The following is a 16,560-nucleotide window of genomic DNA, read 5'->3' as shown; positions in this document are numbered from 1 at the left end:
AAAGCATAAGAAGTATAATAAGTATGTTTTTGAGTAAACATTGCAAGGTTTTCTCTTGCCCATTCTTCATTTGTGAATTTTTTATCGCAAGTTGCTTCCCATTCTTTTCGTAGTTCTTCACAAACAGATAAATAGTTTTTCTTAGAAAAATGATGAAAATCGGCATCTCTAATGATTTGTTCAAATTTGGTTTTAGGAACATAATTAAATACAGTAGCGTTTATTAAAGCAACTACTTCATTTATATATTCGTTATCGATGTTGTTCTCTTTAAGAAAAGCGGTTGCAATTTCGCAACTAAAGGCTTCATGGTTTTGAGCATTAATAGTGTAACCTGAATCATGAAACCATGCTGAAATTATTAATTTTTCTTTATCTTCGTGAGATATTTGATAATAATTAGCCATTTCAATAACTGCTTGAATCACCTTGTTAGTATGATTGAAGTTATGATACGTATAAGCGAGCGGAAGTTTTTCTTTAAATAATTCTTCTACAAATTTTTCTACTTTTAAAATCAAATTCATTGTTTACTATTTATTCGACTAATTTATGAAAATGTTTTCAGTTAAAATACATGTTTCGCTTTTTCGTTACTTTTCAGTTGTGTTGCTAACACTTTTTCTTTTTAATTCGTGTGCAACAATGCAATTGCAAATTAAAGAAGACAAAGAAAATAAAGTTATTCAATTAGATAAAAACCAGAAAATAGCACATACCATTTATTTAATCGGCGATGCTGGTAATGCGAAAGTAGATAGCACAACTGTTGCTTTATCACTTTTTTCTAAGAAATTAGATATTGCTAATAAAAATGCTACTGCTTTATTTCTGGGAGATAATATTTATCCACAAGGACTGCCAGAAAAAGACAGTGAAGAAAGAACTTTAGCAGAACATCAACTAAATACACAAGTAGAAGCTGTAAATCAATTTAAAGGGAAAACTATTTTTTTGCCAGGAAATCATGATTGGTATAATAATGGAGTAGAAGGTTTAAAAAGACAACAAAAATATATAGAAGACAAACTTGGGGAAAAGTCTTTCTTGCCAAAGAACGGTTGTCCAATAGAGAAAATTAAAATAGGAGAGGATATTGTTTTGCTTTTGGTTGATTCGGAGTGGTACATTACTAATTGGGACAAACACCCAACAATTAATGATGATTGTGATATTAAGACTAGAACTCAATTTCTTGATGAATTTAGAAGTGAGATAAAAAACGCAAGAGGGAAAACTACAATTATAGCCATTCATCATCCAATGTTTTCAAACGGACCTCATGGTGGTCAATATTCTTTTAAAAATACAATGCAACCTTTTTTTCCGTTAGGGAATATTAAAAACTTATTGAGAGAAACAACGGGTGTTGTAAATGCTGATTTGCAAAATGTGCATTATAATGAACTAAAAAAAAATATTGTAGCGGCTTCTCAGTTTAACGATAAAGTAGTAATTGTGTCTGGACACGAACATAGTTTGCAGTATTTAGTACAAGATAATATACCACAAATCATTAGTGGTTCAGGGTCTAAAACCACTGCTACAAGAAATGTAGGAGCTGGAAAATATGCTCATGCAGTAAATGGTTTCGCAGTGTTAGAAGTTTACGAAAATGGTTCCTCCTCGGTTAAGTTTATTAATGCAGAAAATGATACTGTTGAATATGAAACACAAGTTTTTGGAGCAACAAATAAGCAATATGTTGAAGAATTTCAGCCGATAGTTGATGATTCTATAAAAGCAGCTATTTATACTCAAGAAGAAACAACGAAAAGCAAGTTGCATAAATTACTTTGGGGAGATCGTTTTCGAAAACATTATAGCGTTCCAGTGCAAGTTAAAACAGTAAATTTAGATACTTTATTTGGAGGTTTATCACCTGTCAGAAAAGGTGGAGGAACACAATCTAGAACTTTGCGATTAGAAGCAAAAGACGGGAAGCAATATGTAATGCGTGCCATGAAGAAAAATGCATCACAATATATTCAAGCAGCGATGTTTAAAGATCAATATGTAGAAGGTCAATTTAAAAACACAGCTTCCGAAAATTTAGTAAAAGATCTGTTTACAGGTTCATACCCTTATGCTCCTTTTGTTGTTGGAACATTGTCTGATGCAATTGACTTACACCATTTAAACTCTAATTTGTATTACATTCCAAAGCAAAAAGCATTAGGCGATTTTAATAGTGAGTTTGGTGATGAATTGTATTTGTTTGAAGAACATGCTTCAGACGGACATTTGGAATTAGCTGGAAAACATTTTTCAGGAAAAATAATTAGTACACATGATGTCTTTAAAGAAATTCATGATGATGAATCTAAGAAAATAGACGAAAAAGCATTTGTAAAAGCACGATTGTTCGATATGTTAGTAGGCGATTGGGACAGACATCAAGACCAATGGAGATGGTTAGAATTTAAAGAAAACGGTCAAACCATTTACAGACCTTTACCTCGAGATAGAGACCAACCGTTTTCTAGAATGTCAGACGGTTTTTTATTAGGAGCAGCAGTTCGATTAATTCCAGCAGCTAAAATTCTTAGAAAGTATAGCGATGATTTAAAAGATGTGAAAGGCTTTAATTTTGAACCTTTTCCTCTAGATATTGCTTTTACAAATCAATTGGAGAAGAAAGATTGGGACGAACAAGTAAAGTACATTCAAGAAAACATTACCGATGAAGTAATTGATGCGGCTTTTCGTATTGTACCAAAAGAAGTGAATGATGCAACCATTATTGAAATAAAAGAAACACTAAAAGCAAGAAGAGGCAACTTGCAAGCCATTTCAGATCGATATTTTGCTGTAGTAAATAAATTTGCAGTCTTAACAGCTACCAATAAGGATGATTATATTAAAATTAATTGTTTAACAAACGGAAATGTTGAAGTTGCTTTCCTCAGAAAAAAAGATAAGTCTATAAAAGATCAATTTTTTCATAGGATATATAATCCAAAAGAAACAAAAGAGATTTGGATATATGGTTTAGATGACGATGATACTTTTGAAGTAACAGGAAAAAGTAACAAGATAAAAATTAGATTAATTGGTGGTCAAAATAACGACGATTATAAAGTAGAGCAAGGAAGGAACATTGTAATTTACGATTATAAATCGAAGAAAAACAATGTAGATGCAGCGCATAAAGCAACGTTAAATTTACAAGATGACTATAATGTAAACGTTTATGACTATAAAAAAATAAAAAACAGCACCAATCAAATTATACCAATAATAGGAGCAAATCCAGATGATGGTTTGAAAATTGGTTTTACAGATTTATATACCAAATATGGTTTTGAACGTAATCCGTTTTCAAGTCAACATGAATTGAAAGCAGCCTACTATTTTACAACAAATGGTTATGAATTAAGTTATAAGGTAGAAATAGCCAATGTTATTGGTAATTTTAATTTAGAATTACATACAGCATTGCAAAGTCCAAACTTTTCTCAAAACTTTTTTGGATATGGCAATGAAACATTGAATGAATATGACGATGATAATTTAGATTACAACAGAATCAAAGTAAGAAAAGTCTCCTTTTCACCTTCTTTAAAGTGGAGAAGTAGATCAGGAAGCATTGCAGCCTTAAAAACGACCTATGAATCGATAGAAGTAAACAATACACCTTATAGATTTGTAGAAAACAATACGCAATTGCCTAATTATATTTTTGATGAAGTGCAATTTATAGGAGCAGAAATTAATTACCAATTTGAAAATTACGATAACAAAGCCAATCCTACAAACGGAATGAAAACTGCTTTTTCATTCGGATATAAAGCAAACATTGATACAAAAAATAGAAATTTTGCCTACTTGATTCCAGAAGTTAGTTTCAATCAAAAGTTAATACCTTCAGGACTATTAGTTTTAGCTACAAAATTAAAAAGCCATATTATATTCGGAAACAATTTTGAATTCTATCAAGGAGCATCAATCGGAGGAGCAGATGGATTGCGTGGTTATAGAAACGAACGGTTTTTAGGAAACCAATCATTCTATCAAAATACTGACATTCGTTATAGCTTTAATAGTCTAAAAACAAGAATTATTCCAGTACAATTTGGGCTTTATGGCAGTTTCGATTATGGAAGAGTTTGGTTAGAAAATGAAAGATCTAACAAATGGAACAATTCATATGGAGGTGGTTTCTTTATTGATGGAGTCGAATTATTGACAGCTAATTTTGGAGTCTTTGGCTCTTCAGACGGAATTAGAGTAGCTTTTGGCTTAGGGTTCGATTTTTAAAACGGTAATAGGAAATTCATATACGTTGCCCAAATTTTCACCAGCTTCATCTGCAATAATAAGCAAGTCGTTGTTTTTAAAACAAATGGCTTCTTTTTGTGACTTGTGTTGTAAATCGTAGGTGCTAATTTTGCCATTCGTAAAATTATCCGATTCAAAATTTTCAAATAGCCAAACAATCGAATGAGAAAGTAATACCATTTTAGTGCCATCATTGGTTATTGATGCACTAGTAATTGTACAGGTTTCTTTGTTACTACAGGTTTTGAAAACATCAATTAATTCAGCTTTGTGACGTCCTGTTTTATTAGGCACTTTGTAAATTAAAACAGTACCGTCAAAATCTTTACTTCTGTTCTTAGTAAAAAGATAAAAACTGCCTTTCCATTCGAAAAAAGATTCACAATCGTAGAACATTTCTTTTTTATCAGAAGGAAATTTTTTTTGTTCAGGATAATAGAAACTAGTTTTGACTACTGTAGTAATTTTATTTTCACCTAATTGATTCGCATAAATTTTATAAATACATAAATTTTTACGCATATTATCATTGTTACCAAAATCGCCAATATATAAATTTCCAAAATTATCAGAAGTTAAGTCTTCCCAATCTTTATTTTTGACGTTTTCAATAATAAGTTCTTTGTCAATTTTTCCGTTTTGTTTCAAAAGGTAAATACTATTATTGTTTCCACTATCTTCAATAACATAGGTTTTGTTATCAACATAGGCAATGCCAGAAACTTCGTTTAATTCTCTCTGTAGTTTATATGTAACAGTTAAACGGCTGTTTTTTTCAGAGCAAGACATTACTAAAAATAACAAGAAAAAAACAGTAAAAAATAATAATTTCATATTAAGCCTGGTTCTGCTTCTTGTTCTCTTATGAATTCTTCGGCTAGTTTGTCTAAATATAAAGTGGTTACACCAGGTTTAATTTCTTTTGCAATAAGGCCTAGTGTTTTGGAAACAATTAAAGCGCTTTCACGCATCATTTCAATTTCTTCAAGAGTTTTTATAATAATCATAAACAAAATTTCATAATCACAAAAGTACAATATTCTATTTAAAACTATTTCTCTTTTTTTTTAAGTAATATTCAGTTGCTTACATGCTCTTTTTTTAAGCATTTTGAATGATTTATAAAGTAAATAAAAACATATGTATCAACAATACAGTTACATAGAAATCACCAAATGCTAATTGCGAATAATTAAAATTAACATTTAAATTAAATTTTGTATGATATTAAACACTATATTTGCCACAATTAAAACTATTTTAGATGAACATTTTCGTAGGAAGTCTTCCATTCAGTATTGAGGAAGCAGATTTAAGAGGTTATTTTGAAGAGTATGGTGCTGTTGATTCAGTAAAAATCATTTCTGATAAATTCACAGGAAGAAGTAAAGGATTTGGTTTCGTAGAGATGCCAAATGATGAAGAAGCTCAAAAAGCAATTGATGAGTTAAATGGAGGTTCAATTGATGGAAGAACTATCGTAGTTAACAAATCTGAGCCAAAACCAGAAGGAGAAAGAAGAAGCTTTAACAATAACCGCGGTGGAAACGGTGGTGGTGGAAGAGGTGGTTATAACGACAGAGACAACAACCGTGGTGGTGGTGGAAGTCGTTTTTAACAAATTTTTCTTAAAAACAAAATCAATCCCGCTTATAGCGGGATTTTTTTTTAAATTTTTGTATTTATCGTTTTAAAGCAAAATGATTTTTAAATTCAAGACTAACATTATTTTTAGTATAAATAAGCTTAAACCAATAGTCAGTTGCAGGAAGTAATGTGCCATTATAAGTTCCGTCCCAACCTTCTTCATTAGCATTTATTTGTTTTATAAATTTACCGTATCGGTCAAATATTTGAATGCTGTTAATATCCAGCAAACTAGAGCCTTTTATATTCCAAGTGTCATTATAGCCATCTCCATTTGGTGTAAAAAAAGCAGGAATACCTGTAACAGTAATTAGTGTATTTATTTGTTGTCCACAGCCAAATTTATTTTTAACATATAACATATTTTCACCTGCTTTTATATCTGTAAAGACATTGCTTTCTTGCCAAGAAAACCCATCAATCGAATAAAGGTAATCTGAAGATGTGGGTGTAGCAGTAGCAGTAGTTGTTATTGTATTTTCAATACCAAATGCTATAAACTCAGAGGGATTTGCAGTAATTGTATTGGGTATATAGGAATTTTGAGTAGTAAAATCATAGATGGCATCACAATTTATAGCATTTGGAACATTATGAGTAATCTTTACCGAATATTCACCTGCAACATTTGTACTATAAGAATTGTTGTTTGCACCTATTATTTCATTTCCTGCTTGGCCTGCAAAACCTGTGTACCATTGATGGCTATTGTTTGTCTCATCTAATAATGTTTCAATTTCAACAGAATAAGCAGTATTAGTAGATTGATCTATACAAATTATATAAGGTTTTTCTAATAAATTATTTATTGGATAAGCTCTTGCAATTACTTCTAATTCTAGTATTCTGAAACACGGAAGGCCAGATTCGCTATCAATATTTGTTAGACTATTTAAGCGGACAAATATTTTTTGATTATTTATGTCTGTATTGGTAAAACTCTCAGGATTTACTATAAAGTTATTGTTGTTTAAAATGGCATTGTTTAAATCAATATAATATTTAAATTCTATATCAGAAACTAAAGTTGTACCAGCCATTTCTATTTCTCTTATTCTTAAATTAAAATCATCATAACCAGAATAACTACACTGCTCAATATTTGTAGGGTTTATTGTTGCCCCGGGTATATATAAAACCTCTATTTCTAGTGTAGTTATGGCGCTGCAGTTGTTGTTTGTTGGGTCTGTTACTTCTATATAGATAATTGTAGATTCAGAAGTGAAGCTCATGGTGTTAGTAATATTATTTCCCGCGAGCATATCAGTTTCTGAAGCATAAAAAGCAACTTGATAATTTGTATTTCCAGCAACTATTTGATTGACTCTACTATCTAAATCAAATTCTGCAGTTGTATTTCCGCAGCGACTTATAGGATTCGGCTGAATAATTGTTGGACTTGGATAAACTTCTATGTCAAAATTTACAATTGAAAAACATTGGGTATCAGTATCAAAAAGTCTTATAAAATATGTTTTAGTGCCTATAACTAGTGGCAAAGCAATATTTTTGTTTATAAAGTCAATATTTGACCTTGCATCACTAAAAGAATCAAAAAAGGAAGCTGTTACTGTTGTATTTTGATCTAAAAGAGCTTCAGTTTCTTTCGAGCTAAGAAAAAATGAATCGTTTAAACAGAGTGTAATTTGCTGAATTGTTTTTTGAAATGGGGGTGTTTTAATGGTAGCGTTAAATGTGCCAATTGTTAAACAAGCTTTTGTTCCTGCTGAAATTATTTTCGTATAAATTACAGAAGTTCCTATAGAGATTTGGGAGTTATTTGTCAATTCTTCTAGGCCTGTAGATGCATTGCTAGATGTTAAATGAAATGAAATTATTACATCAGATGTTGGAAAATAGATGTTTTTTATTAAAATGCGTTGAGCATCAAAATCAATATATCCATAGTTTTGATTAATTTCTGGGCAAACGGGAGTATGGTCTGGATAAGATGCTGGACTTGTAGGGTTAATTTGTAAATTAATTTGACCTGTACCTGTAGAAGCACAACTTGGAACTATGTTTTCGTTTATTGCTTTTACGTATATCGTTTGATTAAATGGACTGGTATTAAAAAAATTTGTTGGGAGTGTTGTAATTGGTGATGTTAACCCGGCATCGGTATAATAATAAAGTGTTAATCCTTGTGTAGAATTAGTAAGCTCATCATACATTTGTGTTAAATTTGTTTCCGAAAAACCATCTATAGTAGAGTTTAAATAGTCACATTGTTCAAATAAAATAGGGGATGTTTTTATTACAGGCAATGCGTTTAAAGTAATGTTTACATTATTGGAAGTTTGACTGCAAATAAGTTGTTCTGTAGTTACTACATGATAAACAGCCGTTGTGTTTAATATTTGATTAGACGCACTAACCATATAGTTTGGCGTTGTAATGCCTGTTGTAATACCATTTTTAAACCATTCATATGCAATTGCAATATTCGTCCCAGCATTTGTGTTTGTTGAAGTTATGGTATAACTAGTTCCTTCGCATATGACTTGATCATTTGAAATAGAAACATTTGGGTTTGCAATGATTAAAATGCTATTAGAATTTACAACAGAACAAGGAGCGTTTGAGACTCTAACAAAATAATTTCCTTGTTGTATAGGCATAAAACTGGAAGCAGTTGCTCCATCTATTTCTATGTCATCTACAAACCATTGGTAGGTTAAAACATCAATACTGGGGTTCATTAATGTACTGTTATTAATTGTTGTACTTAATAAAGGGTTTGTGTTTAGACAAGTCGTATTTGTATTTGATATAGTAATATCTGGAAGGTTATAAAATTTAAAATCTACTTCAGCTTCACTATTAGTTGGGATAGGATTAGTTTGGTTTGGATTGTTTACAATGTTATACGCAGTTGTTACAACCTTATAAACTCCTGTCTCAGTTGTAGCAAGTACATTCGTAGGAAGTGTAGAGTTCAATATAGAACTTCCTATTTGTATGTTGTCTTTATACCAAGTAAAATTAAATCTCAAGTCTGCTGTATTTCCAGAAAAGTCACTTATGTCAATAGTAGCAAGAATCTCTTTAGTTGTTGGTTTGCAGTATTCGATTTGATTTATATCTGTATCATCTGTGTTTTTAATTTCTACATCTGAGAGAAAATCACAATTCGTTGTTCCTGTTCCTCCAGTTTGAGTTACTGTAATATTCCCAGCTGTTTCAGAAAAGTTATCAATCAATAAAACATACTTTTGACCGCTTAAACTAAAGGGAACATTAACAAACTCAATGCTACTAGTACTCCAACTACAATCAGCTTCAGTTCCAATATTTAGTTGGCTGCATATATTTGTAAGATTGTTAAAGGGACCCCATAGTACAAAATCTACATCTGATCCATTTCCGTTTAAATCGGTTTGACTTATTTCTAATACAATTGTTCCAGGGTCTTTTACCTCAAAAAAAAACCAAGTTGGACCCCTAAATGATTGTTCAATACATGTTGTGTCAAACTCTTCTAAGTTACTACCTGTAGAATTTGTAAAAGTTATAGTTGTAGCACATGATTGATATAAGTTTAAATTAGCTTCTAAAGCTGCACAAGAAGACGCACCTTGTTGTGCAAAAACAGTTAAACTTATAAAAAAAAAAAACAAGTATTCCTTTGGTTTTCATTATTGGCTGTTTTATTGAAAATAAAATTAGCATTTTATTAATCCTAATCAACCTTTTTCTCCCTGACAGTTTTTTTTTTAGATAAAACTACTATAAATTAGGATTAGCAATTGTTTTATATAAGTTTACACTCGCATTATAAAACTCGTTTTCTAATTGTAAAACATTTATTTGAGCAAGTACTAAATTGTTTTCACGTGAATTAATTAAAAATAAAGAACTTTCTCCTAAACTAAATAAGCGTTCTTCCCCATTAAGCATGGTGTTGTATTGGTCTACTAATTTAGTATTGATACTAATTTGTTTTTCTAATGAAGTAATTTCAAATTGTTGAGCTTCAATTTTATTTTTCAATTGAATTTGTTCAGATGCTAATGTAAATTCGGTATACTGAACTTTTAATTTAGCTAATTTTAGCTTTGCTCTTTCTTTTCTTAAAAATAGTGGAAATGCTAAATTTACCCTCAGTTTATAATCTTGAAAACGGTAGTTTTCAAAAGCACTAGGTTCTGAAAGATAATTGTAACTCAAATCGATTTTAGGCAAAAGCATGTTTGCATTTAGCTTTTGATCGACTTTTAATATGTTTATCTTAGAGTTTAAGGCACTAATTTTAGGATGATTGCTTATGTTAAAATCAATTATATTGTTAGTTTCTAAAGTGTTTTTAATGGTAAGCGATAAATGTATTTCAGGAAATAAGGCTTCGTTTAACTCTATAGGAATATTGTTTTCTAACCATAAATAATTAGATAATTCCAATCTGGATTTTTGAAGTTTTAAACTTGATTTTTCCAAATTTAATTTTCTTAAATGTATTGTTATTTGAGCTTCAGTACTGTCTATAGCCGGTTTGTCTCCTTGTTTAATTAGTTCTACAACACCTTCAAATCGAATATTTGCATTGTTTAAATATTTTTGATATAATGCCACTTCGTTATAATTTTTTGCCCATTCAAAATATGCTACAGCGGCTTGATAAAGAATATCTACGGTTTCTAAATTTCTTTCAGCTTGATTTAATTGTTGAATAATTTTAGCTTTTTGTAAATCAGCCATTCTTTGATTGATAAAAAGACCTTGCCCAAGAGGAACTGTAATTCCTAATGAAGTTAAACCAGCATTTGGAACCGTTAAATCGGGGTTTATATATACACCGTCGTTGTTGTTAAAAGCAGCTTTTATTTCAATTCCGTACCATGTAGGAATTTTGAAACTACTGTTAAAAACCGAAAAATAGTTTTGGTCTTTAAATTGTTTTTGGTTGTATTCGGCCTCTAATTTTGGATCAAAAGCACCTCGAGCTTCCATGAGTATTGCTTGAGCTTTATTTAATTTTAAATTGGCTTGTTTTACTAACGGGTGATTTTGTTTTACAAAACCTAAATATTCATTAAATGTAAATTCTTTTATTTGCTTTTCTTGAGCATAAATAAAGGAAATAGATAAAAGAAAAACGATATAAATTGTTTTGTTCATTTTAGGGAAATTCATGTGTAGACACGCTTTATGTTTGCGGTTACAATTTATTTTTTGCTTTGGTGTTGGGCTTGTAATAATTTGGTGGAAACCCATTTAAATTTCTCCAAATTTCAAACCAAATAGATACATTTTCTAAAAGTGCGATGGTTTGTGTACCCGCACCTATACTCAGTTCTTTTGGCCATACTTTGTCGCTTTCGTCTGGAGCAATAAGAACTCTGTATTTTCCATTCTCACTAATAAAATTTTCTTTAGCAACAATTTTGCCTCCAAAGGTCCCATAAGATGCTCCAGGCCATCCGCTAAAAACAATTGATGGCCAACCGTCAAACCAAACTCTAACTTTTTCTCCTTTGTGAATTAAGGGAAAATCTACCGGGTTTATATAGGTTTCAACTGCAATGTCAAAATTTGCGGGCATGATGCTCACAACCGGAGTTCCCTCTTTGAGGGTTTCGCCTAAGCCCGACTGTAGCGCTCTATTTATATATCCGTTTTGAGGGGCTAAAATGTAGTACATCCCGTTTCTAATTTGGTAATTAGTATACTGGTTTTTTAATTTATTAACCTGAACTTCAGTTTCATACTGAGAGCTTAAAGCTGTTTGTTTATCGCTTTCGGCTTTAGAAGATTTTTCTAAATATTCAGCTAAAATACGATTTAACTCCATTTTAGAATTAAGAACTTCGTTTTGTGATGCCAAATATTTATTTTCTTGTGTGATTATTTTGGCTTCAGAATTTTGAAGTTTTATTTTTTTTTCTTCAACATCTGACAAAGGTTTTAATCCTTCGTTGTTTAAATTTATTGAACGGTTATATTGTGTCTTAGAAACAGATAATTGGGTTTTTACGGCTTCAAAATCAATACTGTCGCTTTCTACTTTTAAATATGCTTGTTTTAATTTGTTTTGAGCTTGTTTAAATTTTAAATTTCTTTCATTTTCTATTGCTCCAATTTGGTTTTTTAAAGCCTCTACTTTTGAAGCATATGAGTTTGCAGAACTTTCCTTAGCAATTACCTGTTTGCCTGTGTTCTCAACAAGATTTGGATCTAAATAATCTTCTTTAATTTCAGATATAAATAAAATAGTATCTCCTTTTTTAATATAATCTCCTTCATTAACATACCATTTTTCAATTCTACCCGCTATGGCTGTTTGGATGGTTTGTGGTCTTTGATTGGGCTTTAAAGTAGTTACAGATCCCGCTCCAGTTACATTTTGAGTCCAGGGTAAAAACAAGAATACTAAAAACAAACAAATGAATGCCCAAATGGTTTTTTTTACCAACCTATAGCTCTTATTATCTATTAAAATTTTAGTTGATTTGTATTTTGTTAAATCAACCCATTTTTCAATTTTATTGTTTGTAATGTTTAACATAATTTAATTTATCGATTTAATTTGACCTTTTTTTAGCGTAATAACCTTAGTGCATTTTTTTTTCCAATAATTGCCTTTTGCAATCACTACTAGTGTCCATGGATTTTCAGGAGCGGTTAAGATGTCTATTATGTCTTCTGCTGAATCTTTATCTAATGAATCAACAGGTTCTTCTAAAAACAGAAGAGTAGGTTTTAAAATGATGCACCGGGCCAATAATATCTTTTGAGTAGCAGATGAATTAATTCCTTTTCCTTCTGAAAACATTGGTGTATCTAATCCCAGCGGTAGTGATTTAATTAATTCGGTTAATTTTAATTGATCCAATATGTTTTTAACATCATTTTTTGTGATGGTAGGATTGTTGCATGTAATATTTTCTAAAATAGTTCCTTCAAATGGGCTGTCATCAATTGTTATTACACCAATATTAGATCGAAACCCTTCAATGCAATATTTTTTATAATTGGTATCGTTTAAATAAATTGTTCCTACTGATGGCTCTAACAGTCGAGAAAGAATTCGTAATAAGGTAGTTTTTCCCGAACCGTTTTCTCCTTGAATTAATACTCTTTCATTTTTATTTATAGTCAAGCTAATGTCATTAATAATTGGGACTTCATTATCTGGAAATTGAAAAAATATGTTTTTTACTTCAATAGATAAAGCTTCGTTTTCTAAATGATGTTTCGCTTTGTTTGTTTCGCTTTCTAGTTCTAAATCTACAACTGTCCCTAGTTTTTCTAAAGATGTAGTTACATCATAAAATAATTCTAAACCATAAAAAAGTTTCTCAACTGCAGTAATGATAGTAATGATGATGATTTCGGCAGCTACAAATTGACCAATATTCATTTGTTGATTTAAAACCAATACACCTCCAATAATTAATAATCCAGCTGTAATTAGTACTTTGAAACCTGTTAATTGTATGAATTGTTTTCTTAAAACTCTAAAATGACTTTCTCGGTGTATTAAATATTCATTTACTAATTTGTCGTTTTTGTGCAATGAAAAATCAAAAAGTTTTTCGTTTTTAAAACTCAAATGATTATGAGCAATTTCTTGTAACCAATGGGCAACTTTATATTTGTATTTTGATTCTTTTAAACTGGTCTCTAGTCCTTTGTTAAAATTTATTTTAAATATAAAGTATAATAACACTAATAAAATTATACCAAAAAATATAAAAAATGAGTGATATAAGGACAGTAATAAAATTCCAAAAATGATTTGTAATGCAGCTGTTGAAATTTCTAATATTAATTTAGGAAACCCCTTTTGTACTGATATTGTGTCAAAAAAACGATTGGCTAATTCGGGTGGTGAAAACTTATAAAGACTGCTGAATTTAATTTTAGGAAAACGATAAGCAAATTCAAATGAAGACCTCACAAATATTTTCTGTTGTAAATTTTCGATAATTCTAAATTGCATTATTTTTAAAACACCAACAAATGCAACGCCCATCACGACAACAAACACAAGTACAATCCATGAAGTACTAACTTGACCCGCTTGAATAAAGTTAATTATAGATTGAATGCCTAATGGAATAGATAAACTTATTAAACCTGCTAAAACTGCATATATGAACAATTGACTAATGTCTTTTTTATCAACAGAAATTAGGCTTTTAAATCTTTGAATAGGTTTCATGATATTGTTTTTTTAACCATATGAATATAAAAGTCAGATAGACATTCATTATCGGTCAATGTCGTTATTGTTTTAAAATGTTCTTTCAAATAATATTGATGTAAAGAACCTTCTACGATCGATGAAGCCAAACTTTTAGCATAGGGATATTCTGAATTTGCGGTTTCTATCATTTCAATTATTCTATAAATTACTCTTTTGTATATTAAAAAAAAACCTTCACTGTTTTCTTCATCAACTTCTTTGGTTAAAAGCGTTTTTGTAAACTCTGAAATAATAATTCTATTTAAAACAGATTCGTCAATATGAAGTGTATTTTTGTCATCTTTAATATTTTGAGTAATGATTTTAATACCAATACATAATTTTTCAACAGGGTCAGAAATGTTATTAGTACCAAACACCAAATTGTATTCCATCCAAGACCAATACCACGATGATAGATAAATTAAGAGCTTATGTTTGTTTTCAAAATAACGGTAAATAGAACTCTCATTGGACTGAATTTTTTCGCCTAATTTTTTAAATGTAAATGCTTCAAAACCAATTTCATCTATTAGAATAATACTGTTTTGAAGTATTTTTTTTCCTAATGTAGATGTCTCAGGATCTTTGATAAATAATTTGTTATTAATGGTTATTTTAAAATTATGTAGCAAGGTGTTCATGATTTCAATTGATTTATATTTTACAAAAGTAATAGTATTACTATTAACATCAAGTAGTTTAACTTTTAATTGTGATTGGTACAAAAAAAATCCTGAAATACATCAGGATTAAAGCTTAAAAATATTTTCTATAAATTACAATAAGGGTTTGCAAGTCATAACATCGGGTTGTTTGATGCCAATTAATTTTAAAATTGTGGGTGCAATATTTCCTAAAACACCATCTTTAATTTCTTTTAAATCTTTGTCTACTAATATAATAGGCACAGGGTTAGTTGTATGTGCTGTATTTGGACTTCCATCAGGGTTAATCATAGTTTCACAATTTCCATGGTCAGCAATTATAATAGTTGTGTAATTATTTTCTAAAGCTGTTTCAACCACCTCTTTTACACAAATATCTACTGCTTCACAAGCTTTTATGGCTGCTTCCATTATGCCAGTATGTCCTACCATATCTCCATTGGCAAAGTTTAGGCATACAAAATCTACTTCACCTTTTTTAAGTTCAGTAACCAAAGCATCTTTTAATTCAAAGGCACTCATTTCGGGTTGTAAATCATAAGTAGCCACTTTTGGTGAGTTTTTTAAAATTCTACTTTCACCTGCAAAAGGTTTTTCTCGCCCACCAGAAAAGAAAAAGGTAACATGTGGGTATTTTTCTGTTTCGGCAATTCTAATTTGTTTTTTGTTGGCTTTTTCTAACACTTCACCTAGAGTTTCTGTGATGTTATCTTTGTCATAAACAACATGAACGTTAGAATAAGTATCATTATAATTTGTCATGGTTACATAGTACAAATTTAATTTGTGCATGTTTTGGTCCTGAAAATCTTTTTGAGATAAGGCTTCGGTTAGTTCTCTTCCTCTATCGGTTCTAAAATTGAAGAAAACAATAACATCATCTTCTTTTATAGTTACCAATGGGTTGTTGTTTGAATCTGTTACAATCAAGGGTTTAATAAATTCATCTGTAACATTATCTTGATAGCTTTTTTCTATATTTTGAATAGGGTTTTGAGTTTTTGTGCCTTTGGCATGTACTAATAAATCATAAGCTACTTTGACTCTTTCCCAGCGTTTGTCTCTATCCATAGCATAATAGCGACCTATAACAGAAGCTATTTTGGCATTGGTGTTTTTTAGGTAGTTTTCTAAATCTTCAATATATTTCACTCCTGATTTTGGATCAACATCTCGGCCATCAGTAAAGGCATGTACATACATTTTTTGAACTCCTTGCTCTTGTGCTACATCTATTAATCCTCTAAGATGTGATGTGTGTGAGTGCACGCCACCATCAGATACTAAACCTAAAAAATGTACGTCTTTGTCGTTTTTTTTAGCGTAGTCAAATGCTTCTATTAGTGATTTTTCTTGATGTAGGGTCTTGTTTTCAACGGCCAAATTTATTTTTGCTAAATCTTGATAAACAATTCGTCCCGCTCCAAGATTCATGTGTCCAACTTCAGAATTTCCCATTTGTCCATCGGGTAAGCCCACGTTTTGTCCATCGGTTCTTAATTGAGCACTTGGATATTGGGTATATAAATTATCAATAAAGGGGGTTTTTGCATTGTCTATAGCAGAGACTTTAGGGTCAGGAGATTTTCCCCAACCGTCTAATATCATCAAAATCACTTTTTTATTCATCGCCTAATTTGTTTTTACAAATATAAATAAATTGAGGGCTTAATGTTTTAATTTCAGATTTATATGCGAAAACGATTTAGTACTTTACTGTGTTTATTTATAGTGTTTTTTGTTTTTTAGTATTAAAAACCACATAAAATTTGTAAA

10 protein-coding genes and 1 pseudogene are annotated in these 16,560 nt (G+C 30.4%); 2 read left to right on the top strand and 9 right to left on the bottom strand.

Going from position 1 to position 16,560, the window contains the following annotated elements; all coding sequences use genetic code 11:
• Positions 1-527: HD domain-containing protein (locus AABM47_RS04820; RefSeq protein ID WP_338409793.1), on the bottom strand; the 527-nt coding region annotated here is incomplete at its 3' end.
• Positions 528-558: 31 nt separating this feature from the next.
• Here AABM47_RS04820 and AABM47_RS04815 point away from each other — a divergent pair.
• On the top strand, positions 559-4,260 hold the full coding sequence (locus AABM47_RS04815; protein WP_338409792.1) for a metallophosphoesterase: 3,702 nt from the start codon (positions 559-561) through the stop codon (positions 4,258-4,260).
• Here the strand turns inward: AABM47_RS04815 and AABM47_RS04810 are convergent.
• Both AABM47_RS04810 and AABM47_RS04805 read right to left on the bottom strand, forming a co-directional pair.
• Positions 4,243-5,115 (bottom strand): hypothetical protein, encoded by an 873-nt coding sequence (locus AABM47_RS04810; RefSeq protein WP_338409791.1) that lies wholly within the window; start codon positions 5,113-5,115, stop codon positions 4,243-4,245. The two genes, AABM47_RS04815 and AABM47_RS04810, sit on opposite strands and share 18 nt — an antisense overlap.
• Before the next feature lie 5 nt (positions 5,116-5,120).
• Positions 5,121-5,288, bottom strand: a pseudogene (locus tag AABM47_RS04805) (type I methionyl aminopeptidase); the annotation flags it as partial.
• A gap of 257 nt (positions 5,289-5,545) precedes the next feature.
• On the opposite strand from AABM47_RS04805, the gene AABM47_RS04800 reads away from it, so the two are divergent.
• Positions 5,546-5,899 carry an RNA-binding protein gene (locus AABM47_RS04800; RefSeq protein ID WP_338409790.1) on the top strand — a complete coding sequence of 118 codons (354 nt, stop codon included), beginning with the start codon at positions 5,546-5,548 and terminating at the stop codon, positions 5,897-5,899.
• A gap of 64 nt (positions 5,900-5,963) precedes the next feature.
• Here the strand turns inward: AABM47_RS04800 and AABM47_RS04795 are convergent, their stop codons facing one another.
• The 6 genes from AABM47_RS04795 to gpmI all read right to left on the bottom strand — a co-directional run bounded on the left by AABM47_RS04795 (position 5,964) and on the right by gpmI (position 16,413).
• A complete protein-coding gene (locus AABM47_RS04795; RefSeq protein ID WP_338409789.1) occupies positions 5,964-9,548 on the bottom strand; it encodes a T9SS type B sorting domain-containing protein in 3,585 nt (1,194 codons plus the stop codon).
• Positions 9,549-9,657: 109 nt separating this feature from the next.
• The gene (locus AABM47_RS04790) at positions 9,658-11,061 is read right to left on the bottom strand and encodes a TolC family protein (RefSeq protein ID WP_338409788.1); all 1,404 of its coding nucleotides are present in this window, start codon (positions 11,059-11,061) and stop codon (positions 9,658-9,660) included.
• A 25-nt stretch (positions 11,062-11,086) separates the two neighbouring features.
• Entirely contained in the window at positions 11,087-12,433 is a 1,347-nt protein-coding gene (locus AABM47_RS04785) for a biotin/lipoyl-binding protein (protein WP_338409787.1), read from the bottom strand.
• A 3-nt stretch (positions 12,434-12,436) separates the two neighbouring features.
• Positions 12,437-14,092: an ATP-binding cassette domain-containing protein gene (locus AABM47_RS04780; protein WP_338409786.1), complete on the bottom strand. Its 1,656-nt coding sequence runs from the start codon at positions 14,090-14,092 to the stop codon at positions 12,437-12,439.
• Positions 14,089-14,760 (bottom strand): TetR/AcrR family transcriptional regulator, encoded by a 672-nt coding sequence (locus AABM47_RS04775; RefSeq protein ID WP_338409785.1) that lies wholly within the window; start codon positions 14,758-14,760, stop codon positions 14,089-14,091. Before AABM47_RS04775 ends, AABM47_RS04780 begins: the two co-directional genes overlap by 4 nt.
• Before the next feature lie 135 nt (positions 14,761-14,895).
• On the bottom strand, positions 14,896-16,413 hold the full coding sequence (gene gpmI / locus AABM47_RS04770) for a 2,3-bisphosphoglycerate-independent phosphoglycerate mutase (RefSeq protein WP_338409784.1): 1,518 nt from the start codon (positions 16,411-16,413) through the stop codon (positions 14,896-14,898).
• Positions 16,414-16,560: the final 147 nt, after the last annotated feature.

This window comes from uncultured Flavobacterium sp. (assembly GCF_963925415.1).
In the GTDB taxonomy this organism is placed as follows: Bacteria; Bacteroidota; Bacteroidia; order Flavobacteriales; family Flavobacteriaceae; genus Flavobacterium.
Note: the sequence above shows the minus strand (reverse complement) of the source record. Positions and strands in the feature narration are given on the sequence as shown.